Here is a 26144-nt window from a genome sequence, read left to right as displayed (position 1 = left end):
ATGCAACAAGCGGTTAAATTTGTTCGATTTTTTGCAAATGGGAGTTTAACCACGGAATACACGGAACTTCACAGAAAACGATGGTATGAATATTCCCATTTATAACCAATCAATTTGTATTAAAAGGGGCGTACTCGGTACGCCCCTACATATTGCAGATTTTTAGTAAAATCTAACCGCTTGTTTTCGCTTACTTATAAAACTCAATACCAGAAATGCTGTTGGTGACACGGGTTCCCGCTTTACCGGCTACAATATCTTGAATATCGGAAAGCGAGCCGATTGCGGCATCTTTACCGGTTGCTTTAACAAAGTTAATCACAGCTTGTACTTTTGGTCCCATTGACCCCGGTGCAAATTCGTCCGCCAGTTTTTCCAATTCCGCCGGGTTTGCTTTCGCAATTTGTAATTGATCCGGTTTGTTGAAGTTTACACACGCTGCTTTAACATCGGTTGCGATAATAAATAAATCCGCATCAAGCTGCTGTGAAATTACCGCAGTGGCAAGATCTTTATCCACAACTGCTTCCACACCTTGTAATTTACCTTGTGCATCACGAATACTCGGTACGCCGCCACCGCCGCCGCAAATTACGATTTGATCTTGCGCCAATAGCGCTTTTACCGCTTCAATACCGGTGACGGATTGTGGTTTCGGGCTTGCTACCGCACGGCGATAATATTGACCGTCTGCCATTACAGTCCAGCCTTTTTCAGCAGCTAATTTTTCCGCTTCTTCTTTTGAGTAAACCTGTCCGATTGGTTTGCTCGGTTTGGCAAAAGCCGGATCGTTAGCATCAACAATCACTTGAGTTACTAAGGTTTGAGTCGGGTGTTCCGGCACGAGATTAGTCAGTTCTTGTTGCAACATATAACCAATCATTCCTACGGTTTGAGAAACTAATACATCAAGCGGGTAAGGCTCGATTTTGTTATCAATCGCATGGTAAGCGGCGTGTTGTAAGGCACTTAATCCGACTTGAGGACCATTACCGTGTGAAATCACTAATTCATTATTCGGTTTAATTTTTGCTAGTTGTTCTGCGGCGATTTTGATATTTGCCGACTGGTTTTGGGCAGTCATTGGCTCGCCGCGTTTTAATAAAGCGTTACCACCTAAGGCTACTACGATTTTCATGTTATATTCCTTTCATTATTTCCCGCTCTTTACTAAAGAGGGGCTTTATTATGCCAAACTCGCTACCATTACCGCTTTAATGGTGTGCATACGGTTTTCCGCTTGTTCGAAAGCCACGTTTGCCGGTGATTCGAATACGTCTTCGGTCACTTCAATACCGTTTGCTAGAGCCGGATATTTTTCGGCAATTTGTTTGCCCACTTTGGTTTCACTGTTATGGAATGCCGGTAAGCAGTGCATAAATTTTACTTTCGGATTGCCGGTGCGTTGCATTAATTCCGGTGTCACTTGGTACGGCATTAACATTTCGATACGTTCGCCCCAAGTTTCAAGTGACTCACCCATAGATACCCAAACGTCTGTATGGACAAAGTCTACACCTTTTACTGCGGTATCAATATCTTCCGTCACGGTAATTCTTGCACCGCTTTCCGCTGCAAATTTTTGGCACATTTCAACTAAGCTGTCTTCCGGTAACAATGCTTTAGGTGCACAGATACGCACATCCATCCCTAATTTTGCACCGATTAATAATAAGGAGTTCCCCATATTATTACGTGCGTCACCGATATAAACATAGCTGATTTGGCTTAACGGTTTTTCACAGTTTTCAATCATAGTGAGTACATCGGCTAACATTTGGGTTGGGTGAAATTCATCGGTTAAACCGTTGAATACCGGCACGCCAGCGTAGTCGGCTAATTCTTGTACCACAGATTGTTTAAAGCCACGGTATTGAATCGCATCGTACATTCTGCCCAATACACGAGCGGTATCTTTCATTGACTCTTTATGACCGATTTGTGATGAAGTCGGGTCGATATAAGTCACGTGTGCGCCTTGGTCATAAGCCGCTACTTCAAATGCACAACGGGTACGAGTTGAGGTTTTTTCAAAGATTAATGCAATGTTTTTGCCTTTTAATTGTGGTTGTTCTGTTCCTGCATATTTCGCACGTTTGAGATCACGAGCTAAGTCTAGTAAAAATTTGATTTCACGTTCGGTATGATTTACAAGGCTAAGTAAGTGTCTATTTTTAAGATTAAATGCCATGATATTGCTCCTGTGTCTGCTATAAGTAAAAAGTTTTAAAAATTTGACCGCTTGTATAAGTGAAAGGACTTATTCGGGATCGTTGATAAAGGAAATATTGAATTGCAAGGCGAGAATGCTTTAAAAAGAATTGCGTTGCGATAGCAAAGGCGATTGCTATCTTATGAGTTATACCTGTTAAAGGTATAAAAAGGGTAGGGTTTAACATTTTTACTCCTAAAAATTTATTGGGTTGGTACTTGAGAGTCGCCATTAACCTTTCTTGTAGAAGTAGGCGCATAATTCTAACAAAGCAAACGATTGCCATCAAGTTTTTAATTAAATTTAAAATGCTGAGTTGATTAATTATGCTTTTATTTTGCATTTTTATTCAATTTAATGCAAGGCGTTTTTATAAAGAAAATAAAAATTTATGAAGATTAAGGAGAGAAAAAGCGGTCTGTTTTCAAGCTTTTTTTGTAAAAAAGAGAGGAAATTTAACCGCTTATACTTTAATGAGAACGTTTGAATAAACGTTTTAATACGAGTAAAGGTAAGGAAATCGGCCAGCTGATTGCCAGTAACAGACTATGCAATACGGCTTTAAGAAAGCCTTTACGGGCAAATGAAGAGGCAAGATAGATTAAAAAACAAAGCGGAATGAGCAGTAGATAAATCTCAATCATAAGTAACTCCTAAAAATAAAAGCTGTTGATATTGACCAACAGCTTCTATTTTAGCGCATAACTAGTAGCTTGAGTTAATTAAAACTTCTTCACCGTAACCACCAGCTTGCGGGTGAGGGACATAAGTTGAGTTTGCCGCACGTAATACACGGATGCCTCGAATGCCGGCTTCTTTTGCCGCTAAAATATCATCATCACTGTCGCCATAGTGAAGTTGTACTTTATGTTTAATGATCGCAGCCGTTTTTCCTTGTTTATATTCGGATTTTTGGCCACCGGTAAAATTCACCGGTTGCATATTTTTAATGCCTAATGCTTTGCCTAAAATTTCTGTTACTTGATCATCTTTACCTGCATGACGACCGGTAATCAGTAAAACTTGGTCGCCACGTGCCTGATGCATTTCGATTAATGCTTTAGCAGACAGTTTTGGAATGGAATATTTATCACAGCCGGCATTAATTTCATCCCAAAAGTCCTGGTTTTTCAGGTAGCTATGGTCATTTGGTGAATACTTTTGTTGACCGTAATAAAAACAGCCGCTGGTTGCAGCAACGGTGTCATCAATATCAAAACTAACGTTCATTGGTGGCGTATCTTTTAAACTTGCTTTGATTTGTTCAATCGAAACCCAGTGAATCGGTGCTTGTTGTTCTGCTTGACGAACGGTAAAACCGGCTTGGGTATAAGGAACTTTGTCGCCTGATGCGTGGCTAGAAAGGGCGATAAGGCTTGCAATTGCCGTAACGGCGATAGATTTAATGGTAGATTTCATATGTCATCCTTTTAAATTGTTATATAAAGTTATAAAAATAATAAACAAAGGTCAGAGACCTTAACAAATGAGTATGAGACTCTTTTTTATTTTAGTACTAAAATCCCCTAAATAAAATAGGTAATAATTTATTTTAGCGTATAAATAAATCATCAATTTAACATTATATTTTTTGGTGTTTTTATTCTATTCAATATCGGGTATCGTAGCACTCGGATCATCAACAGAATTTCTGTTTGGTGTACCGAGAGCCTTTATTTATATGTTTGTTCAATATTTAGCGAAAATACCACTAAAGTGTTACGCTGGTTTGATCAAATGCAAAGAATCGGGGTATCAGCTCAAGTAAACTTGCAACCAGTGATTATTATTATTTTTTTGGAGTTTATATGCTTTATGCAGAATTTCTGTTGTTACTAGCATTTTTATATGTAGGTAGCCGTTTCGGCGGTGTTGGTTTAGGTGTGGTTTCTGGTATAGGCTTATTCATTGAGGTCTTCATTTTACAAATGCCATTGTCTGAGCCACCGATTAGTGTGATGTTAGTTATTCTTGCCGTAGTGGCTTGTGCTTCTGTGCTTGAAGCTGCCGGTGGTTTAAAATTTATGCTACAAGTAGCGGAAAGAATTTTACGTGCGAATCCGAAACGTATCACAATTCTTGGTCCTATCGTAACCTACACAATGACGTTAATGCTTGGTACCGGCCACTCGGTTTATTCTATTATGCCGATCATTGCCGATATTGCTGTGAAGAATGATATTCGTCCAGAGCGCCCAATGGCGAGTGCTTCTGTGGCATCACAACTTGGTTTAACCGGTAGCCCGGTTTCTGCAGTTGTTGCATATTATTTGACCGAATTAGTCAATATGCCAGGGTCAGAACATATCACTTTATTACAAATTTTAGCTATTACTATTCCGGCAACGTTCCTTGGTGTAGTGGCAATGTCGCTTTATAGCTTACGTCGTGGTAAGGAATTAAAAGATGATCCTGAATATCAACGTCGTTTACAAGATCCTGAATTCCGTAAACGTATTGAAGAAACCAGTAGCACAACCTTAAATGAACAATTACCGCAATCGGCAAAAAATGCCGTTTATCTGTTCTTACTGGCGATTGTAACGATTGTAGTTATTGCAATGTTCCCGTCATTGAAACCAACGCTTGCCGCTTCAGGTAAAGTTGCTCCAATGGATAAAATCATCCAAATGATTATGTTAGCATTCGGTGGTTTAATTTTAGTATTGGCTAAAACCGATGTGAAAAAAATTCCGAATACAGTGGTATTTAAATCAGGTATGGTGGCAACCATTGCAATCTTCGGTATTGCGTGGATGAGTGATACTTACTTTAATTATGCAATGCCTTCATTTAAAGCTGGTATTACTGAAATGGTTAAAGCACAGCCTTGGACCTTCGCATTTGCTTTATTTGCGGTATCTGTGGTGGTAAACAGCCAAGCGGTAACTGCGAAAATGTTATTACCGGTGGGTATTGCAATTGGTTTACCAGCAGATTTATTAATCGGTTTAATGCCGGCAACTTATGCGTACTTCTTCATCCCTAACTATCCGTCTGATATTGCAACGGTGAGCTTCGATATGACTGGTACGACAAAAATTGGTAAGTACTATTTTAACCACAGCTTTATGGTACCGGGCTTAATTGGGGTAATCACAGCCTGCTTAATCGGTCTATCTTTAGCAGAAATTCTAATCTAATGATTCTTGTCTAAGAACGAATGATCAAGCGGTCGATTTTTGTAAAAAATTTGCAAAAGTCGACCGCTTGCTTTTTTCTACTTATCTTTACCAAACAAAACATTAAAACAGCTTGCCCGATGAACAACTAACCGATAAAATTCTGATCTTTTAGTGGGGAAAAGTGGGAGATTGTGGATTTTCTAAATCCGGATCTCACTAAATACAGTAATTTTTAGTGGCAGGACAGAAAATGTTTCGTGGCGCAGCTTCAATTAGTATTGATAGTAAAGGGCGAATAGCGATTCCTACTCGCTATCGTGCCGAATTGCGTGAAAAACACGAGGGCATTTTGGTTTGTACCGTCGATATTCGCCAGCCGTGTTTATTACTTTATCCGTTACACGAATGGGAAGTTGTAGAACAAAAATTGCTTGCACTTTCTAATTTTGAGCCGATGCAGCGCCGTATTCAGCGAGTTATGCAAGGCTTTGCAACCGAATGTGAAATGGATGCTTCGGGTAGAATTTTACTTAGCCCGGCACTAAGACAGCATGCACAGCTTGAGCAACAAATTATGTTGGTCGGGCAATTAAATAAATTTGAAATTTGGCAAGAAAAACAATGGCAATCACAGATTGCGGAAGATCTTGCATTGGGCAGTTCGGCGGAAATGCTGAATTGCGAAGCCTTAAAAAACCTTTCTTTATAAGATAAATAAGTGAGTTGGAAAAATAATGAACGACACAGTCCATAAGCATATTACCGTATTGCTACATGAAGCCGTTGATGGTTTGGCGATTAAGCCGAACGGTATTTATATTGACGGTACTTTTGGACGAGGCGGTCATTCTCGACTCATTCTCTCAAAACTTTCCGAACAAGGTCGCTTAATTGCGACAGATCGTGATCCTCGTGCAATTGCTGAAGCGAATACGATTACCGATGCTCGTTTTCAAATTGTGCATACCGCTTTCTCTGCGATTCCTGAAGTGTGCGAACAATTAGGTTTAACCGGCAAAATTGACGGTATTTTGCTTGATCTCGGCGTTTCTTCTCCGCAGCTTGATGATGCGGAACGCGGTTTTAGCTTTATGCGTGACGGGCCGCTTGATATGCGTATGGATACGACTAAAGGTCTATCTGCCGCCGAATGGTTGGCACAAGTGTCAGTGGATGATTTAGCTTGGGTGTTAAAAACCTTCGGCGAAGAACGCTTTGCGAAACGTATTGCACAAGCGGTCGTTTCTTATAATAAATCTACAACAGACAAGATTTCTCGTACACTTCAATTAGCGCAGATTATTGCTGATGCCGTTCCTTTCAAAGATAAGCACAAACATCCGGCAACCCGCTCGTTTCAGGCAATCCGTATCTTTATTAACAGCGAGTTAGACGAGTTAGAGAAAGCGTTACAATCAGCCTTAAGCGTATTGGCACCGGAAGGTCGTTTATCAATTATTAGTTTCCATTCGTTAGAAGATCGAATGGTTAAACAATTTATGAAGAAAAACAGTAAAGGTATGGATGTGCCGAAAGGCCTACCTATTTTGGAATCGGAATTAAATAAAAATATTCCGTTAAAAACCATTGGTAAAGCGATTATGCCGAGTGAGGCGGAAATCGAAGCAAACCCTCGCTCACGTAGTGCCGTATTACGTATTGCGGAAAAAAGATAGAGGAGTTAACGAATGGCAAGTAATGAACGTTATCCGCTCCACCAAATTATTCTAGATGATTTAACCGGCCACAATAAAGTTGCATTGATTTTACTGATAGCAACGGTGTTAACCGCAATTGGTACTATTTGGATTACTCACCAAACTCGTTTGCTTACCGCAGAGCAAGGAAAATTAGTTCAGCAAAATCGTAAGTTGGAAAATCAATATATTCACTTACAGCTGGAAGAAAATGCAAAAAGCCAGAAATCTCGTGTTGAAGCTGCAGCAGCTAGCTTCGGTTTACAACAGATTAAAAAAGAGCAAGAAGTTATTTTGGTTGAATAAATAATGGCAAAGTCAGTTAAATTAAAGCGTAAACCCGCAGCACCAGAGCCGAATATAGAGGCAAAAAAACAAGCCAGCACTAAAAATGAACCGAGTTATCTCCCGATTCGTTTTGGTGTTGTTGGTCTTTTCATACTTGTGATGGCGGGAATGCTAATTGCTAAAGCTGCGCATATTCAGTTATTTGACTCTGAACGTCTTATCAATGAAGCGAATAATCGCTCACTCCGTACTAAAGAGCTTCCGTTTACCCGAGGTCGAATTTTAGATCGTGACGGACGCTTCTTATCTATCAGTGTACCGATGTACTCTCTTACTTTAGATCCCCGTGAATATTTTGACAGCAAACTCAAACGCTCATCAGACCGTTGGAAATTGCTAGCAATGGAAATGGGCAGTTCAAAAAGTAAAATTGAGAAAAGTGTCAGCGATTTTATTGAGAAAAAAAATAAATCTAAAGAAAAAGTAGAGTTTGATCCTCGTTCAATTTTGAATACTAAAAGTGAGAATTATTGGACGTTGTTGGCGCAATCAACCGGTTTGGATTACAACAGTTTGATTAGCACTGTGCGCAATAATCCGCATTCACAATTTGTGGCGCAAGAAATTGCAGCAGCGCAATTGGATCGTTCAAAGATGGAAGCTATCGCTAAAGCAGTTGGAGAAAAATATAACGATTTAATGAATCGTTTGTATAAAGCTTCTCGCCAACGTTTTATTTATATTGCACGTCATGAATCTGAAAGTATTGCCAATTATGCGCAAGAACTGAAAATTGACGGTATGGTGTTAAAAGCCGAATCACGCCGTTTCTATCCGTTAGCTGAAGAAGCTTCGCAATTAATCGGTTTTACCGATATTGATGACGTACATGGTACGGAAGGTCTAGAGCGTAGCTTCGATTCTTTACTGATTGGTAAAAACGGCCGCCAAGTGATTCGTAAAGATGCACGTGGTAATGTGATTGAAAATATTCGAGATGAAAAACAATACGATCCGCAAGACGTTATGTTGAGTATCGATGAAGAATTGCAATCCGAAGTATATAAGAAAATTAAAGAAGCGGTTATTGCCAATAATGCTGAGTCAGGCACGGCGGTATTAGTTGACGTGCAAACCGGGGAAATTTTAGCAATGGCAAATGCGCCTTCGTTTAACCCGAACAAACGAAATAGCTTCAAACCCGAATTAATGCGTAACCGAGCGATTACCGATACTTTTGAACCGGGTTCAACGGTTAAACCTTTAGTGGTATTAACTGCATTGCAAAACGGTGCGACTTATCGTGACGAGGTGATTAGCACACGTCCGTTTGTGGTAAATGGTCATACGATTAAAGACGTTGCGCCTCGTGAGAGTTTATCTCTAACCGGTATTTTGCAAAAATCGAGTAATATCGGGGTGAGTCGCTTAGCATTACGTATGCCTTCGACCGCATTGGTCGATACGTATAGCAAAGTCGGCTTTGGTAAAGATACCGGCTTAGGTTTAGGTGAACAACGAGGAACGAACGGTGATCGTAAGCGTTGGTCTGATATCGAACGTGCAACCATGGCATACGGTTACGGTTTAAATGTTACGCCATTACAGTTAGCTCGAGCTTATGCAACTTTGGGAAGTTTCGGCATTTATCGACCGCTTTCAATTACTAAAGTTGATCCACCAGTTATCGGTGAGCGTGTATTGCCTGAAAAAATCACCCGAGACGTAGTGCATATGATGGAAAGTGTCGCCCAAAAAGGTGAGGGGGGGCAGAAAGCAGCGGTTGACGGTTATCGTGTGGCGGTAAAAACCGGTACGGCACGTAAACTTGAAAAAGGTCAGTACGTAGAAAAATATATTGCCTATACCGCAGGTGTGGCACCGGCAAGTGATCCCCGCTTTGCGTTAGTGGTGTTAATTAACGAGCCGAAAGCCGGAGCTTATTATGGCGGTTCGGTTTCAGCGCCGTTGTTCTCAAGCATTATGGGTTACACCTTGAAAGCAAGAAATATCAAACCGGATAATCTAATCGACACTGAAAGTGCCGTGCGTGAAATTAGAACGGAACAAAAAGTAAATTAGAACAACAATAAATTAGGTAACAATATGAAACGTTTACTTCCTTTTCTTACCGAACTAGATGCTTGGGTAGCAGAGTTAAAACCGCTTAAGCAAATGACGTTAGATTCTCGCCAAGTTGGTGAAGGCGATCTGTTTGTGGCGCTAAAAGGGCATCAAGTTGATGGTCGCCAATTTATCCAAAAAGCGATTGAGCAAGGTGCGGGTTTAGTCTTAGCGGAAGCGGATGAAGGGCAAACTGAAATTGAGTTAGATGCGAAATTTGCAAAATATAACTTAGATCGTACCGCTTGTAAGGTGGTTTCAGTGCCGAATTTAGCTCGTATTTTATCGGAAATTGCCGGTGCGTTTTATGCCAATCCGTCCGAAAAACTGACCCTAGTCGGGGTAACTGGTACCAACGGCAAGACCACAAGCGCTCAATTACTTGCCCAATGGCACAACCTATTAGGCGGAAAATCTGCGGTAATGGGGACGATCGGTAACGGTTTATACGGCAAAGTACAAGAAGCGGCAAATACCACCGGTTCGGCAATTGAAGTACAACGCAATTTAGCCAGCTTTGTGGAAATGGGTGCTGATTTTTGTGCGATGGAAGTCTCTTCGCACGGCTTAGCACAATATCGTGCGGAAGCGTTAAGCTATGATTTAGCAGTATTTACCAATTTAAGTCGTGATCATCTCGATTACCACAAGACAATGGAAGAATATGCACAAGCAAAATTCCGTTTGTTTAGCGAATTAAATACTAAAACACAAGTATTAAATGCAGATGATGAGATTGGCCGTGAATGGTTAGCAAAATTACCGAATGCAGTTGCCGTCAGTACCGATGCTCACTTTAGTAGCGACCATAAATTCGTTAAAGCGACCGATGTTAGCTTTAGCTTACAAGGCGTAAAAATTGCGTTTGAATCAAGCTGGGGAAACGGCGAACTAAATAGCCGTTTAATCGGTGCATTTAACGTCAATAATTTGCTTACTACATTAGCCAGCTTATTGGTACTTGGTCACGATTTGCAAAAATTAATTGAAACCGCACCGCTTCTGCAAGGGGTTGCTGGACGAATGGAATGTGTCGTTTCGCAAAAAAATCCGCAAAATAGACCGCTTGTGTTAGTCGATTATGCCCATACGCCGGATGCGTTAGAAAAAGCATTGCAAGCGGCACGATTGCATACCGAAGGTGAGCTTTATTGTATTTTCGGTTGTGGCGGCGATCGCGATGCGGGTAAACGCCCGATGATGGCGGCGATTGCAGAAAAATTAGCGGATAAAGTGATTGCAACCGATGACAACCCGAGAACTGAAGATAATACCAAGATTATGGCGGATATTCTCAAAGGTTTCGTTCAAGTGGAGAAAGTACAAGTGATCCACGATCGTGAACAAGCCATTAAAACTGCGATTGAACAAGCCGGTGCAAAAGATGTCATTTTGATTGCGGGTAAAGGACATGAGGATTACCAGATTATTGGTACGACTAAGCATCATTTTTCGGATCAGGAGACAGCGGCGAGATGCCTAGCATAAATATGCTAGGTTACGCATAGTATCGTCGCTCTGCGACGAGTGATTAGGTTGCAGAGCAACCGCACAATCAGTAACCTCGTACATATAGTACGAGGTTTACAGCAAATATTTTTGAAAGAAGAAAATGATAAAACTAACAACAAATGAAATTGCCAGCATTCTTAATGCGCAGTTGATTGGTGATGGCAATGTAGTGGTGGAAACCACCAGCACCGACACCCGACAAGCGGTCGAAAACGGGCTGTTTTTTGCGTTAAAAGGCGAGAACTTTGATGCGCACCATTACTTAGCTAATGCGGTGGAACAAGGCTGTGTGGCAGTGGTGGTTGAACGTGAATGTGAAATTTCCGTACCGCAAATTGTCGTGAAAGATACACGCTTAGCGTTAGGCGAGTTAGCCAAATGGTTAAAAGCGAAACTTAATCCGAAAACCGTGGCGATGACCGGTTCTTCAGGCAAAACCACCGTAAAAGAAATGACGGCAAAAATTTTACAAAAAATGACCGCTTGTGAAGATGAGGTGCTTTATACCTTTGGTAATTTAAATAATGACCTCGGTGTGCCGATGACCTTATTACGTTTAACGCCGCAACATAAATTTGCGGTGGTAGAACTCGGTGCAAACCATATCGGTGAAATTGCTTATACCACAGAAATTACTCAACCGGACGCTTGTTTAGTGAATAACGTTGCAGCGGCACATTTAGAAGGTTTCGGCTCACTTGCCGGTGTGGCACAAGCGAAAGGCGAAATTTATCGAGGCTTAAAAGCCGGTGGTAAAGCGATTGTGAACCAAGCGTTCTATTACCCACAATGGCAAAAAGAAATTGGTGAGCATGAGCTGCAATCATTCAGCTATACCGGTTCGGATCAAGATTCGTATGCAGATTTTTGGGCGGAAAATGTGGAATTAGGCTTATCCGGTTCTCATTTCACTCTACATTCTCCGCAAGGCGAAATCGAAATTAATTTACCTTATTTAGGCGCACATAATGTTAGCAATGCTTTAGCCGCAACTTCGCTCGCTATGGCGGTCGGTGCGGATTTAAATGCGGTCAAAGCCGGATTGGAGCAACGTTCGCAAGTGAAAGGTCGCTTGTATCCGGTTGAAGTTAATCAGCATTGTTTATTGATTGATGATACCTATAATGCCAATGTTGATTCAATGAAATCGGCGGTGGCGGTATTGAAAAATTATCCGGCGTTCCGCATTTTTGCGGTCGGAGATATGGCGGAACTCGGTGACGAAAGTGCGGCTTGTCATCAACAAGTGGCGGATTTCGTCCGTGAAGCAAATTTAGATTTAGTTGTGAGTTTTGGTCAGCAAAGTGCGGTAATTAGTGGAGAGACTGCACATCACTTTACTGATAAACAAGCGATGCACGATTTCTTATTGCCGATTATTTCGCAAAAAATTGCAGAAAAACAACCGCTAGTGTTGTTAGCAAAAGGTTCTCGTAGCCAAAAAATGGAAACATTGATTTCTGCTTTATGCCTTTCTTTAGGTGTTTCTTTTTAATTTTAAGGTAGATAGTGAAAATGGGTTATGACTCGTGACGCTATTTAATATGGATAAAATTTGTGGGCGATTGCCCGCTTAGTATGATTTAACAAGGGTTTTTCTTATGTTAGTTTGGCTTGCTGAGTATTTAGTTCAATACAATACGGCATTTAACGTTGTATCTTATATTACTTTCCGTGCGATTATGGCATTGCTTACTGCAATGGGTATCGGTTTATGGATTGGCCCTGAAGTGATTCGTCGCTTGCAGTTATTAAAATTCGGTCAAGAAGTGCGTAATGACGGTCCGGAAAGCCACTTCAAAAAACGCGGTACGCCGACCATGGGCGGTATTATGATTTTAATCGCCATTGGTGTGAGTACCTTACTTTGGGCGGATTTACGTAACAGCTATGTTTGGTTTGTGCTGTTCGTATTATTCGGCTACGGTGCGGTCGGTTTTGTTGACGATTATTGGAAAATCAAACGTAAAAATACCGATGGCTTAATTGCCCGCTGGAAATATTTCTGGCTGTCAGTGATTGCGCTGGTTGCAGTATTCGGCATCTATGCGATAGGTAAAGACACAGCAGCGACTCAGTTAGTGGTACCGTTCTTTAAAGACTTTATGCCGCAGCTCGGTATTTTCTTTATCATTCTGTCTTATTTTGTAATTGTCGGCACTTCAAACGCAGTAAACCTCACGGACGGTTTAGATGGCTTAGCGATTGTGCCAACCATTATGGTGGCATCGGCTTTTGCACTCATTGCATGGGCGACCGGTAACTTTAATTTTGCGCAATATTTACATATTCCGTTTGTACCGAATGCCGGTGAATTGGTAATTCTCTGTACCGCAATTGTTGGCGCAGGTTTAGGTTTCTTATGGTACAACACCTACCCGGCACAAGTATTTATGGGCGATGTTGGCTCACTTTCATTAGGCGGTGCATTAGGCACGATTGCGGTATTGGTTCGCCAAGAATTATTACTCGTGATTATGGGTGGTGTATTCGTGGTGGAAGCTCTCTCGGTAATCTTGCAAGTCGGTTCATATAAACTTCGTCAAAAACGTATTTTCCGTATGGCGCCGATTCACCATCACTTCGAATTAAAAGGTTGGCCGGAACCTCGTGTTATCGTGCGATTCTGGATCATTACCTTGATGCTTGTATTAGTTGGCTTAGTCACGTTAAAACTTCGTTAATCATAGGTGGGCTTGTCCCACCTTTTTCGCTTGCAAGCGGTCTGATTTATCCAAATTTTTACCAATTATAAAGAGATTCAATTATGCAAAACCAATATAAAGATAAGGTCGTTACCATTATCGGCTTAGGCAAAACAGGTTTATCTTGTGTCGAATTTTTTGCGGATAAGCAAGCAAAAGTACAAGTAATTGATACCCGTGAAAAACCGGCAGGTGCCGACCAGCTTCCGGCAGATGTATCGTTGCATACCGGCGGTTTAAACAGCGAGTGGCTATTAGCTTCTGATTTAATTGTGATTAGCCCGGGACTTGCGTTGGCTACACCGGAAATTCAACAAACCATCAACGCCGGTGTGGAAGTGGTTGGTGATATTGAATTATTTGTGCGTGAAGCGAAAGCGCCGATTATTGCGATTACCGGGGCAAACGGCAAAAGCACAGTCACGACATTAGTGACTGAAATGGCAAAACAAGCAGGGATTAAAGTCGGTATGGGCGGCAATATTGGGGTGCCGGTATTAAGTCTATTGAATGAAGAATATGAATTGTTTGTGTTGGAACTGTCCAGCTTCCAATTAGAAACCACTTCTTCTTTAAAAGCAGTCGCGGCAACCATTTTAAATATCAGTGAAGATCATATGGATCGTTACAATAACTCGGTGGAAGAATATCGTTTAGCGAAATTGCGTATTTACGACAATGCTGAGAATGTGATTGTAAACGGTGAAGATAGACTGACTTATCCGCTTGAAACGCAAGCGGTCAAAAAATTGATTCGTTTTGCAGAACATAATGCCGAGTACACTATGCGTAACGGTATTTTATATTCGGGTGATGATGCAATTATCCCAACCAAAGAAATGCTGATTTCAGGTCGTCATAATGAAATGAATGCGTTAGCGGCGATGGCATTAGCCGAAGCGGCGGGCATTCCGCGTGAAGGGATTGTAAAAGCATTGCAAGTGTACGGCGGTTTGGATCACCGTTTCCAAGCGGTCAAAACCAATGACGGCGTACGTTGGGTGAACGACTCAAAAGCAACCAATGTTGGTAGTACGGTGGCAGCACTTAACGGTTTACAAGTAGCGGGAACGCTTTATTTATTACTTGGTGGTGACGGTAAAGCGGCGGATTTTTCCGAGTTAAAACCACTTATCAATAAACCGAATATCGTTTGTTATTGCTTCGGTCAGGACGGTGCGCAATTAGCCGCATTATCAAACCAAAGCGTGTTGGTGGAAACTATGCAGCAAGCGATTGAACAAATCCGCCCGCAACTGAAAAAAGGCGATATGGTGTTATTGTCGCCGGCTTGCGCAAGCCTCGATCAATTTAAGAACTTTGAAGAACGTGGACACGTTTTTGTAAAATTAGCTCAGGAAGTAACCGCTTAATATGTTAGAAAGATTTAAGACAGAATGGGATAAATGGATACGATTAACACCGACTAATTCGCTATATGATCGCACATTGATTTGGCTGTTTTTTGGCTTATTAGTTATCGGTTTTGTGATGGTCACCTCGGCATCAATTCCGGTCAGTACCCGTTTAAATAATGATCCGTTTTATTTTGCGGTGCGTGATGGAATGTATTTAGCGGCGTCATTATTCGCCTTTGTGGTTGTGGTTCAAATTCCGACCGAAAGTTGGGAAAAACGTAACGTTGCCTTTTTCTTAATATCGTTACTGTTTTTAGTAGTCGTGCTGGTTTTTGGACGTAATGTTAACGGTGCGACACGTTGGATCCCGCTCGGGCCGATAAATTTCCAGCCGGCGGAATTGGCAAAATTAGCCATTATTTGTTATTTCGCCAGTTTCTATGTGCGTAAATATGATGAAATGCGTACCAAGCGTGCGAGCTTTATTCGTCCGATGGTGATTTTAGCTATTTTTGGTATTTTGTTACTGCTACAGCCGGACTTAGGTAGTACGTTCGTATTATTCGTATTAACGTTTGCTATGCTATTTATTATGGGGGCGAGAATTTTACAGTTCCTGTTCCTAGGTATTGCGGCGGCGATCTTGTTTGCCTTTTTGGTCCTGACATCCGAATATCGTCTTAAACGTGTTACCTCATTTATGGATCCTTTTGCGGATGCTTATGGTGACGGTTTCCAGCTTTCTAACTCGCAAATGGCATTTGGTCAAGGTGAGTTCTGGGGACAAGGCTTAGGTAATTCGGTACAAAAATTGGAATACTTGCCGGAAGCCCATACGGACTTCGTTATGGCGGTAGTTGGCGAAGAATTTGGATTTATCGGTATTGTCGCGATTGTGATCTTGCTCGTTTCTTTGGCGTTACGAGCGCTTAAAATCAGTAAAGATGCACTGAAATTGGAAGAACGCTTCCGTGGCTTTTTAGCTTTTGGGATTGCGATTTGGATCTTCTTACAAGGCTTCGTAAATCTAGGGGTCGCTTCAGGTTTACTACCGACCAAAGGTTTAACATTTCCATTAGTCAGTTATGGTGGATCCAGCTTAGTGATTATGTCGATTGCGATTGCGATTTTACTGCGAATTGATTACGAAAATCGCCTTGCTTTGATAGGGCATGCACAAATCAAGGAAATTTAAAGAAACAAGCGGTCGGAATTTGCAAAAAATTTGCAAAAACTGACCGCTTTCTTTTTCCGTAAATTGTCAATTTCCTGTACAATAACAACAATTTGTCTAAAAAATCTAATAAGTGAGCGATTACGCTCAAATTTTTGTAAAAGAGATCAAAATGACTAAAAAACTTCTTGTCATGGCAGGTGGAACCGGTGGCCATGTGTTTCCGGCAATTGCGGTTGCACGAGAACTGCAAAAACAGGGTTGGGAGATCCGTTGGCTGGGAACTCAAGATCGAATGGAAGCTGACCTTGTGCCAAAGCATGGTATTCCAATTGAGTTTATTCAAATTTCCGGATTAAAAGGAAAAGGTATTGGGGCATTGCTAAAAGCGCCTTTTGCCATTTTCAAAGCGGTGATGCAGGCGCGTAAAATCATTAAAAATTATCAACCTGATGCGGTGCTCGGTATGGGTGGATATGTATCTGGGCCGGGCGGCATTGCAGCGAAATTATGCGGCGTACCGGTTATTTTACATGAGCAAAATGCGGTTGCCGGTTTAACTAATGTTTGGTTATCAAAAATTGCTCGTCGTGTTTTACAAGCATTCCCGACCGCATTCCCAAATGCGGAAGTGGTGGGAAATCCTGTGCGTGAAGATCTTGCTCAGCTTGAAGCGCCAGAAATTCGTTTTGCCGAACGAGGTTATCCGATCAATATTTTAGTGATGGGCGGTAGCCAAGGCGCAAGAGTGATTAACCAAACCGTACCTGAAGCGGCTAAGCAACTTGGTCAAAATGTGTTCATTAGCCATCAAGTAGGAAAAGGCAATCTCAGTGGTGTGGAAGACATTTATCAAGCGACCGGTAACGGTATTGCCGCCGAATTTATTGACGATATGGCACAAGCCTATAACTGGGCGGATCTAGTGATTTGTCGTTCAGGCGCTTTAACCGTATGTGAAATTGCCGCAGCAGGTTTACCGGCAATTTTTGTGCCTTATCAACATAAAGATCGTCAGCAATATTTGAATGCGACTTATTTAGCGGATGACGGTGCGGCAATCATTATTGAACAACAAGATTTTACGGTAGAAAGTTTATTAAGTGCGTTACAGCCGTTAATTGCTGATCGCCAAAAGTTAACTGAAATGGCGATCAAAGCCAGAGCAAAAGCAACGCCTACAGCCGCTCAACGTGTAGCAGAAGTGATTATCGAACAAGCGAAATAGTTTTAAACGCAACCAACAAAAATATTTGGTTGTACAGATAGGAAAACAACAATGAAAAATTTCCAAGATAAAGTTAAAAAATTAGTGCCGGAAATGCGCCGTGTAAATCAAATCCATTTTATCGGTATTGGTGGTGCGGGCATGAGCGGTATCGCCGAAGTGTTATTGAATGAAGGCTACCAAATTTCAGGTTCGGATATTGCCGAAGGCCCTGTAACTAAACGTTTAGTTGAAGCGGGAGCAAAAGTTTTTATCGGGCATCAAGCGGAAAATATTATTGGTGCAAGCGTAGTCGTGGCTTCAAGTGCGATTGATGATACTAATCCGGAAGTAAAAGCAGCAAAAGAAGCTCGTATTCCAGTGATTCAACGTGCGCAAATGTTAGCGGAAATTATGCGTTTCCGTCACGGTATCGCTATTGCGGGTACTCACGGTAAAACAACAACCACCGCAATGATTTCGATGATCTATACCGAAGCACAATTAGACCCGACTTTTGTTAACGGGGGTTTGGTTAAATCGGCAGGTAAAAATGCGCATTTAGGTGCAAGCCGCTATTTAATTGCGGAAGCGGATGAAAGCGATGCGTCATTCTTACATTTACAACCGATGGTTTCGGTGGTAACGAATATCGAGCCGGATCATATGGATACTTACGGCGGTGATTTCGAGCAGATGAAAGCAACTTACGTAAAATTCCTGCGTAACTTACCGTTCTACGGTTTAGCGGTTATGTGTGCCGATGATGAAACCGTGATGGAAATTGCACCGCAAGTCGGTCGCCAAGTTGTGACTTACGGCTTTAGTGATAAAGCTGATTACCGTATCGAAGATTACCAACAAACCGGTTTCCAAGGTCACTACACGGTAGTTTGCCCGAACGGTGAACGTATTGACGTATTGTTGAATGTACCGGGTAAACACAATGCTCTGAATGCAACTGCGGCACTTGCGGTAGCGAAAGAAGAAGGCATTGGCAACGAAGCGATTTTATCTGCGCTTGCCGATTTCCAAGGTGCAGGCCGTCGTTTTGACCAATTAGGTTCATTTATTCGTCCGAACGGTAAAGTGATGTTAGTCGATGACTATGGTCACCATCCGACCGAAGTGGATGTAACGATTAAAGCGGCTCGTTCGGGCTGGGAAGATAAACGTGTTGTGATGATTTTCCAACCGCACCGTTATTCACGTACTCGTGATTTATTTGATGATTTCGTACAAGTGTTATCGCAAGTAGATGCGTTAATTATGCTCGAAGTGTATGCGGCAGGCGAAGCGCCGATCGTTGGTGCGGACAGTAAAGCGTTATGCCGTTCAATCCGCAATTTGGGTAAAGTCGATCCAATTTTAGTTTCAGATACCGATCAGCTTGGTGAAGTATTAGATCAAATTATCCAAGACGGTGATTTAATTCTTGCACAAGGCGCCGGCAGCGTAAGCCGTATTTCACGTGGTTTAGCAGAGAGCTGGAAAGCTTAATAAGCGGTAAGATTTGCAAAAAATTTTGCAAAATTAACCGCTTGTGAATCTTGAATTGAGTAGTAGGGGCACGATGCATTGTGTCCAAATTAAGAAAGGATAAAAAATGAGCATTAAAGATGAAAAAATTGCAGTGCTATTTGGCGGCGTTTCTCAAGAACGTGAAGTATCGCTAAATTCGGGCGCAGCAGTAACCGAAGCATTAAAATCACTAGGCTATAATGTAGAAGGTATTGATACTAAAGATTTCCCAATTGAAAAATTAAAAGAAAAAGGAATTCAACGCGTATTCAATATTTTACACGGCGGCATCGGTGAAAACGGTGTGTTACAAGGCGCATTAGAGCAAATGGGCATTCCTTATACCGGTTGTGGCGTAATGGCGTCAGCAGTAACTCTAGATAAATTCCGTACCAAATTAATGTGGCAAGCGGTTGGCTTACCAACAGCAGAAATGGTGGTTGTTCGCCGTGGTGAAGCGGTCGATTCCGAACAAATTATTGCAAAATTAGGTTTACCGGTATTTGTGAAACCTTCAAGCGAAGGTTCAAGTGTCGGCGTAACTAAAGTAAAAACGGTTGAGCAATTATTACCGGCGGTAGAAGAAGCGTTAAAGTTCGATTCAATCGTATTAGTTGAAGCTTTCTTGGCAGGCAAGGAATATTCCGTTCCTGTATTAGATGGTCAAGTATTACCGGCAGTACAAGTGATTCCGGATGGTGAGTTTTATGACTATCATGCGAAATATGTATCGGATAATACCCAATATGTCGTGCCGGCATTAAACGATGAACGCCAAGCGGAAGTAGCAAAATTAGTTAAAGCGGCTTACGATGTGGTTGGTTGTCGTGGCTGGAGCCGAATTGATGTGATGGAAGATGCAAATGGTCACTTTAATTTAGTTGAAGTGAATACTTGTCCGGGTATGACAAGCCATAGTATTTTCCCGAAATCTGCGGCAACGGTCGGTATTCCGTTTGAAAAATTAGTCGAGCGTGTATTGGAGTTAAGTGCCTAATGGTTTCTGTTTTACGCAAAAAAACGGCACCTTCGGTTCGTTTTAAGCCGTTAAAAGCAAAATCTTCAGCAAATCCCTTTAATCGGTTAGTATTAATTAAACCGTTGATTGTGTTATTATGCGTAATCTTCGCATTTATCGTTTATAGTAATTGGCATCATTGGTTGGAGAATTTAGATAAATCTCCGATTCGAGCTTATGCACTTACTCATAAAACTCGATTCACAACAAATGCGGACGTTCGGGAAACTTTATCGCAAAAGCCTGTTCTAAAAGGATATTTCGGCCAAGATATTCAACAAGTTAAAGAGAAATTACTTGGTATTTCTTGGGTGCGAGATGTGGTAGTCAGAAAGCTTTATCCTGATCGTTTAAGCATTACGTTAATTGAGCATAATCCAGTTGCTATTTGGAATAATACGAACTTTCTTTCTGAGCAGGGTGTGGTCTTTAGTTTACCCGCAGATCGAATGGATAAAACGGGACTTCCGGTACTTTATGGGCCCGATACAGAAGGAAAAGTTGTTCTAGATGCGTGGAGTAAAATTAAAGCGGACTTAAAAGCTCGAAATTTAGAGTTGCAATCCGTTGCAGTGGATAACAGAGGTTCTTGGACGATCACTTTATCAAATCATGTAGAGCTGCGCCTCGGTCGAGGGGAATGGACACCTAAAATCGACCGTTTTGTGACGATTTTTCCGGAAATTAATGTTCCTGAAGGACAAAGACTGGCTTATGTGGATCTGCGCTATGAACATGGTGCGGCTGTCGGTTTTAGTCCTGTACATCAATAATTCTTAGCAAGCATAATATAGTGATATGACAAAAATAGCAGAATCCAAAATAATTGTCGGTTTAGATATCGGCACATCAAAAGTTGTAGCTGTTGTTGGTGAAGTTTTGCCAGACGGCGTTATAAATGTGATTGGCTCGGGTGTTTGCCCAGCTAAAGGCGTTGATCGAGGCGGTGTTATTGATTTAGATGCCGCGGTGAATTCGATCCAACGAGCGATTGAACAAGCCGAATCAGTATCGGATTGCCAAATTATTGGTGTAACGCTTGCTATTTCTGGACAACATATCACTGCTTTAAATGAAAGCGGTACTGTGCCACTTGGTGGAACAGTAACGAATGAAGATATTGATTCTGCTATTCATATTGCGCGCTCAATTAAATTACCAGATGGATTAGAAACGTTACATATTATTCCACAGGAATATAAAGTAGATCGATTACCGGCAACGAAAAACCCTGTGGGGCTATCCGGTATGCGTTTACAAGCTCAAGCACATCTGATTGCTTGTCATCAAGATTGGTTACGCAATTTAAAAAATGCAGTAGAACGTGCAAAATTGAAAGTGGATAAAGTGGTCTTTTCGGGTCTTGCATCAAGTTATTCCGTATTAACCGAAGATGAGAAAGAATTAGGTGTCTGCTTAATTGATATCGGTGGCGGCACAATGGATGTTTTAGTTTATACAGATGGTGCATTACGTTTTAGTAAAGTGATTCCATTTGCTGGTAATAACGTCACTGATTATATTGCGCATGTATTTACGACTTCACGTAATGAAGCCGAAAGTATCAAAATGAATTATGGTAGTGCGATTAACCCTCCAACTCATAATGCTGAGAAAAAAATTGAGGTAGCTGGACTTGGCGGTCGAATGCCGAGAACCTTCACTAAGGCGCAAGTTGCGACAGTAACTTCACAATGTTATAGTGATTTATTGAAGGTGGTGGAGAACGAGTTAACTCAATTACGCCATGAATTGTTCCAAAAAGGCATAAAACAGGAATTAATTGCAGGTTTTGTGCTTACTGGTGGTGGTTCGCAAATCGAAGATATTGTAGAATGTGCAAGAAATATCTTCGGCTCTCAAGTAAGAGTTGGATATCCGTTAAATATTACAGGGTTAACGGACTATGTAAATAAACCACAATATGCAACAGTACTCGGTCTTTTACAGTATAGCCATTACAATTCTGACGAAAAGGGTAGCGGTGGTGAAATTGGTGAGAAAGTAGATACGCTCCTTGATGTTTTAGGCAGAGGCGTAAAGAAAGCTGTTAATTGGGCAAAATCGAGTTTTTAATAGTGTTGACGAGCAAGTTGGCACGTAGGGAGATGAAAAATGTTTGAACCTATTTATGAAACAACACAAGATGCGGTAATCAAGGTTGTTGGCGTCGGTGGCGGTGGCGGTAATGCGCTAAACCATATGGTTGACGGAAACCTAAATAACGAAGGTGTTGGTGGCGTTGAGTTTTTCTCAGTGAATACGGATGCGCAAGTATTGCGTACAAGTTCTGTTCGCCAAACCATTCAAATTGGTGCGAATATCACTAAAGGTTTAGGTGCTGGCGCAAATCCGAATGTAGGTCGTCAAGCTGCAGAAGAAGACCGTGAAGCATTATCTAATATGCTTGCAGGTGCGGACATGGTATTTATCTCTGCCGGTATGGGTGGTGGTACGGGTACTGGTGCGGCACCGGTTATTGCAGATATTGCAAAATCACAAGGTTCATTAACAGTTGCAATCGTAACGAAACCGTTCCGTTTTGAAGGTAACAAACGTATGAGCTATGCGGAACAAGGCATTCAAGAGCTGTCTAAACACGTAGACTCATTAATCATCATCCCGAATGATAAATTATTAAAAGTATTACCGAAAAATACGAAAATGATGGATGCTTTTAAAGCGGCAAATGATATTTTACGCAATGCCGTTTTAGGGATTACCGATATGATTACTTCACCGGGTTTAATCAACGTGGACTTTGCAGACGTGAAAACAGTTATGTCTGAAATGGGACGTGCAATGATGGGTACCGGTATTGCAGAGGGTGAAGATCGCGCAGAGCGTGCGGCGCATGATGCGGTAGCAAGTCCTCTATTAGAAGATGTTGATTTATCCGGTGCAAAAGGTATCTTAGTAAGTATTTCATCAGGTTTAGATATTGAACTTAACGAAGTTGATGTAATCATGGATTATATCCATAGCTTTGCAGCTCCAGATGCAACAATTGTATTCGGTACATCGGTTTACCCTGAAATGGAAGGTAAATTACGTGTAACTTTAGTAGCGACAGGTATTGGTCAAGCAGAAGAATTAACTTTACCAAGAACGCCAGTGTTGCAACAACAAGTTCAGCAGCAAGTTCAAGCTGCATATCAGCCACAGGCACAACCGGCTCAGCCAGCGTTTGCGCAGCCTCAGCAAGGTTATACTCAGCAACCTGCTCAATTTAGCCAATCGCAACCTGCGGCACCAAAACCACAACAAGTTGATTCTTCTCAAGTTTGGTCTCCGAACTCCATTCCAGGGTTTATGAGAAACGGTCAGTAAGATCGCCCAATATAGGGAATAAGGACAGAATAATGATTAAACAAAGAACGCTAAAACAAGCAACCAAAGTAACAGGTATCGGCTTGCACAGCGGTAAAAAAGTAACGTTAACGTTACGTCCTGCCCCAGCTAATACGGGGATTATTTACGCTCGTACAGATTTAGAGCCAGCAGTTTATTTTCCTGCAAGTGCGGAATCCATTCGTGATACGCAACTTTGTACTTGTATGATTAATGATGACGGTGTACGTATTTCAACGGTTGAACACTTAAATGCGGCAATGGCTTCATTAGGTTTAGATAACTTAATTGTTGAAGTAGATGCGCCTGAAATTCCGATTATGGACGGCAGTGCGAGCCCATTCATCTATTTATTATTAGATGCTGGTATTGAAGAGCAAGATGCACCGAAAAAATTCATCCGTATCAAAGAAACGGTACGTGTGGAAGAAGGTGATAAATGGGCGGAAATGAAACCTTATAGCAAAGGTTTAAAATTAGATTTCACTATTGATTTTAGCCATCCGATGATCAGCAAAGATGTGCGTAATTTCAAAATGGAATTATCTGCTGAAAACTTTATTCACAAAATCAGCCGTGCAAGAACTTTCACCTTTATGAAAGATGTTGAATATCTTCAATCAATCGGCTTAGCATTGGGCGGTAGCCTTGATAATGCGATTGTATTAGATGAATATCGTATCCTGAATGAAGAAGGCTTACGCTATAAAGATGAGTTAGTGAAGCACAAAATGTTAGACTCAATCGGTGACTTATTTATGTGTGGCTATAATATCCTTGGTGATTTTAGCGCATATAAATCAGGACACGGCTTAAATAACAAGTTATTACGTGCAATCCTCGCTAACGAAAATGCTTGGGAATTTGTAACTTTTGAAGATAAAGAACAAGCGCCACAAGGGTATCGTATTGGTGAACAAGTCTTTATTTAATAGTAAGATTAATTAGTTTGAAAATCCTCGTTGATGAAAATCAGCGAGGATTTTTTTATGGCAAGCGGTCGGATTTAGCAAAAATCTTGCAAAAATACTTTACTGTTTAAAAAAACAGTTATAGTATATATCTATACAGGATATATTTTTACAGGTGTTTTATGCTCACTCAATTAACGGTTAATAATTTTGCGATTGTTCGTCACTTAACGTTAGAACTGAATGAAGGAATGTCGGTCATTACTGGCGAAACCGGTGCCGGTAAGTCCATTGCGATTGATGCGTTAAGCCTTTGCCTCGGCTATCGTTCGGAAAGTAGCATGATTCGTAATGGTGCAGATAAAGCGGATATTACCGCAACTTTTATTATGCAACCGACTAGCCCTGCTTATTCGTGGCTACAGCAACACGAGTTGTTAGATGAAGATAACCCGCAAGAATGTATTTTACGCCGTATGATTAATCAAGAAGGGCGTTCTAAAGCATTCGTGAATAATCGCCCGTTACCAATTTCTCAACTGCGAGAGTTAGGCCAATATCTGATTCATTTGAATGGGCAGCACGCACCGCAATTATTATTAAAAAGTGAGTATCAGTTGGAGGTATTGGATAACTATGCAGGTATCCATAGCTTGTTGAATGAAATGAGTAGCCAATACTATTGTTGGAAGAAATTACATCAGCAAGTTAAAAACTTTCGCCAACAATGCCAAGAGAATGAAGCTCGTAAACAGCTATTGCAATACCAAGTGGATGAGCTAGATGAGTTCGCGATTAAGCAAGGTGAATTTGAGGAAATGGAAGAAACGCATAGCCGATTATCCAATTCAGAAGCATTAACCGCATTATCCCAAGGGGTGACAGATTTACTGAGCGAAAATGAATTAAATGTCGATTCAATGTTATATAAGGCAATTCGTCATTTAGAAGATTTAGTCGAAGTTGATTCACGTTATCAATCAGCACTAAATATGCTAAATGAATCACTTATTCAAGTTCAGGAAGCTAGTTCTGAAGTAAGTGATTTAGCCAGCAAAATAGAGCAAGATCCGGATTTATTAAATGAATTAGATGGACGTATCAGTAAAACGATTCAATTAGCTCGCAAGCACCATGTATTGCCGGAAAACTTATGGCAACATCATTCGCTACTCCAAGATGAATTACAAAAGTTGGTGGATTTTGCCGGAAATGAAGAACAGTTAATAGCAGAGGAGCAAACCGCTTACCAGCAATCCATTCAGTTGGCTGAGCAAATTTACCAAAAGCGTCTTGAGGCAGGTAAAAAATTAGCGGAGCAAGTGACCGCACAAATCAAACATCTTTCAATGGAAAACGGTGAGTTTTTTATTGATGTACAACACGACGGTAAAAAGCTATCGAGTAACGGAGCTGATGCTGTTGAATTTAATTTGCGCAGTAATTTAGGGCAACAGGCTCAGCCGTTAGCCAAGATAGCTTCCGGTGGTGAGTTATCCCGTATTTCCTTGGCGGTACAGGTGTTGACGGCAAATAAATTATCCACACCGACAATTATTTTTGATGAGGTAGATGTTGGGATTAGCGGCCCGACAGCAACCACAGTTGGTAAGCTGTTACGCCAATTAGGTAAGAAATGTCAGGTACTTTGTGTAACCCATTTGCCGCAGGTGGCAAGTTACGGTCATCACCATTTCAATGTACAAAAGTATGTGGAAAATAATCAGACGGAAACTCAAATGTCGCTATTAACTCAAGCGGAACGAGTCCAGGCCTTAGCAAGATTATTAGGCGGAAGTAAGATTACTGATGCGGTGCTTGCTAATGCACAGGAGATGTTAGACTTAGTTGAATAATATCAGCGAATAAAATAAAAATAAGCGGTCGTTTTTAAGAGAACAAAGCAATTTTTGCAAAGCTTTCATCAAAAACGACCGCTTG

23 protein-coding genes are annotated in these 26144 nt (G+C 41.3%); 18 read left to right on the top strand and 5 right to left on the bottom strand.

What is annotated here, in order from left to right; genetic code table 11:
• Window positions 1-190 precede the first annotated feature (190 nt).
• The 5 genes from arcC to aphA form a co-directional block, all read right to left on the bottom strand.
• Entirely contained in the window at window positions 191-1138 is a 948-nt protein-coding gene (arcC, locus tag ASU1_RS07330; RefSeq protein ID WP_014992133.1) for a carbamate kinase, read from the bottom strand.
• 48 nt (window positions 1139-1186) lie between these two features.
• A complete protein-coding gene (locus ASU1_RS07325) occupies window positions 1187-2191 on the bottom strand; it encodes an ornithine carbamoyltransferase (RefSeq protein WP_014992132.1) in 1005 nt (334 codons plus the stop codon).
• Window positions 2192-2210: 19 nt separating this feature from the next.
• Window positions 2211-2555 (bottom strand): hypothetical protein, encoded by a 345-nt coding sequence (locus ASU1_RS12065; RefSeq protein ID WP_014992131.1) that lies wholly within the window; start codon window positions 2553-2555, stop codon window positions 2211-2213.
• A 127-nt stretch (window positions 2556-2682) separates the two neighbouring features.
• Window positions 2683-2856 (bottom strand): hypothetical protein, encoded by a 174-nt coding sequence (locus ASU1_RS11940; RefSeq protein WP_014992130.1) that lies wholly within the window; start codon window positions 2854-2856, stop codon window positions 2683-2685.
• Between the two features lie 61 nt (window positions 2857-2917).
• The gene (gene aphA / locus ASU1_RS07315) at window positions 2918-3631 is read right to left on the bottom strand and encodes an acid phosphatase AphA (protein WP_014992129.1); all 714 of its coding nucleotides are present in this window, start codon (window positions 3629-3631) and stop codon (window positions 2918-2920) included.
• Between the two features lie 389 nt (window positions 3632-4020).
• Here aphA and ASU1_RS07310 point away from each other — a divergent pair, with 389 nt between their 5' ends.
• From ASU1_RS07310 to recN, 18 genes are all read left to right on the top strand, one after another.
• Complete coding sequence (locus ASU1_RS07310; RefSeq protein ID WP_014992128.1) at window positions 4021-5355, top strand: anaerobic C4-dicarboxylate transporter; 1335 nt, start codon at window positions 4021-4023, stop codon at window positions 5353-5355.
• A gap of 232 nt (window positions 5356-5587) precedes the next feature.
• Window positions 5588-6046 carry a division/cell wall cluster transcriptional repressor MraZ gene (gene mraZ / locus ASU1_RS07305; RefSeq protein WP_014992127.1) on the top strand — a complete coding sequence of 153 codons (459 nt, stop codon included), beginning with the start codon at window positions 5588-5590 and terminating at the stop codon, window positions 6044-6046.
• A gap of 25 nt (window positions 6047-6071) precedes the next feature.
• Window positions 6072-7013, top strand: coding sequence for a 16S rRNA (cytosine(1402)-N(4))-methyltransferase RsmH (gene rsmH, locus ASU1_RS07300; RefSeq protein WP_014992126.1), 942 nt, complete (start codon window positions 6072-6074; stop codon window positions 7011-7013).
• Window positions 7014-7025: 12 nt separating this feature from the next.
• Entirely contained in the window at window positions 7026-7340 is a 315-nt protein-coding gene (ftsL, locus tag ASU1_RS07295; protein WP_014992125.1) for a cell division protein FtsL, read from the top strand.
• 3 nt (window positions 7341-7343) lie between these two features.
• The gene (locus tag ASU1_RS07290; RefSeq protein ID WP_014992124.1) at window positions 7344-9404 is read left to right on the top strand and encodes a penicillin-binding transpeptidase domain-containing protein; all 2061 of its coding nucleotides are present in this window, start codon (window positions 7344-7346) and stop codon (window positions 9402-9404) included.
• A gap of 24 nt (window positions 9405-9428) precedes the next feature.
• Window positions 9429-10934 carry a UDP-N-acetylmuramoyl-L-alanyl-D-glutamate--2,6-diaminopimelate ligase gene (gene murE / locus ASU1_RS07285; protein ID WP_014992123.1) on the top strand — a complete coding sequence of 502 codons (1506 nt, stop codon included), beginning with the start codon at window positions 9429-9431 and terminating at the stop codon, window positions 10932-10934.
• A gap of 124 nt (window positions 10935-11058) precedes the next feature.
• Complete coding sequence (murF, locus tag ASU1_RS07280; protein WP_014992122.1) at window positions 11059-12453, top strand: UDP-N-acetylmuramoyl-tripeptide--D-alanyl-D-alanine ligase; 1395 nt, start codon at window positions 11059-11061, stop codon at window positions 12451-12453.
• 106 nt (window positions 12454-12559) lie between these two features.
• Complete coding sequence (gene mraY / locus ASU1_RS07275) at window positions 12560-13642, top strand: phospho-N-acetylmuramoyl-pentapeptide-transferase (protein WP_014992121.1); 1083 nt, start codon at window positions 12560-12562, stop codon at window positions 13640-13642.
• An 83-nt stretch (window positions 13643-13725) separates the two neighbouring features.
• Window positions 13726-15036: a UDP-N-acetylmuramoyl-L-alanine--D-glutamate ligase gene (gene murD / locus ASU1_RS07270; protein ID WP_014992120.1), complete on the top strand. Its 1311-nt coding sequence runs from the start codon at window positions 13726-13728 to the stop codon at window positions 15034-15036.
• Window position 15037: 1 nt separating this feature from the next.
• The gene (ftsW, locus tag ASU1_RS07265) at window positions 15038-16216 is read left to right on the top strand and encodes a putative lipid II flippase FtsW (protein ID WP_014992119.1); all 1179 of its coding nucleotides are present in this window, start codon (window positions 15038-15040) and stop codon (window positions 16214-16216) included.
• A 151-nt stretch (window positions 16217-16367) separates the two neighbouring features.
• Window positions 16368-17423, top strand: a complete 1056-nt coding sequence (murG, locus tag ASU1_RS07260) for an undecaprenyldiphospho-muramoylpentapeptide beta-N-acetylglucosaminyltransferase (protein ID WP_014992118.1) — start codon at window positions 16368-16370, stop codon at window positions 17421-17423.
• A gap of 51 nt (window positions 17424-17474) precedes the next feature.
• Window positions 17475-18902 carry a UDP-N-acetylmuramate--L-alanine ligase gene (murC, locus tag ASU1_RS07255; RefSeq protein WP_014992117.1) on the top strand — a complete coding sequence of 476 codons (1428 nt, stop codon included), beginning with the start codon at window positions 17475-17477 and terminating at the stop codon, window positions 18900-18902.
• A 106-nt stretch (window positions 18903-19008) separates the two neighbouring features.
• Window positions 19009-19920, top strand: a complete 912-nt coding sequence (locus ASU1_RS07250; protein ID WP_014992116.1) for a D-alanine--D-alanine ligase — start codon at window positions 19009-19011, stop codon at window positions 19918-19920.
• A complete protein-coding gene (locus ASU1_RS07245) occupies window positions 19920-20714 on the top strand; it encodes a cell division protein FtsQ/DivIB (protein WP_005622225.1) in 795 nt (264 codons plus the stop codon). Before ASU1_RS07250 ends, ASU1_RS07245 begins: the two co-directional genes overlap by 1 nt.
• A 25-nt stretch (window positions 20715-20739) precedes the next feature.
• Window positions 20740-22017 (top strand): cell division protein FtsA, encoded by a 1278-nt coding sequence (gene ftsA / locus ASU1_RS07240; protein WP_014992115.1) that lies wholly within the window; start codon window positions 20740-20742, stop codon window positions 22015-22017.
• Between the two features lie 39 nt (window positions 22018-22056).
• Window positions 22057-23271 (top strand): cell division protein FtsZ, encoded by a 1215-nt coding sequence (gene ftsZ, locus ASU1_RS07235; RefSeq protein ID WP_014992114.1) that lies wholly within the window; start codon window positions 22057-22059, stop codon window positions 23269-23271.
• A gap of 32 nt (window positions 23272-23303) precedes the next feature.
• Entirely contained in the window at window positions 23304-24224 is a 921-nt protein-coding gene (gene lpxC, locus ASU1_RS07230) for a UDP-3-O-acyl-N-acetylglucosamine deacetylase (protein WP_014992113.1), read from the top strand.
• A 161-nt stretch (window positions 24225-24385) separates the two neighbouring features.
• Window positions 24386-26059, top strand: coding sequence for a DNA repair protein RecN (gene recN, locus ASU1_RS07225; RefSeq protein WP_014992112.1), 1674 nt, complete (start codon window positions 24386-24388; stop codon window positions 26057-26059).
• Window positions 26060-26144 lie beyond the last annotated feature (85 nt).

The organism is Actinobacillus suis ATCC 33415 (genome assembly GCF_000739435.1).
In the GTDB taxonomy this organism is placed as follows: Bacteria; Pseudomonadota; Gammaproteobacteria; order Enterobacterales; family Pasteurellaceae; genus Actinobacillus; species Actinobacillus suis.
Note: the sequence above shows the minus strand (reverse complement) of the source record. Positions and strands in the feature narration are given on the sequence as shown.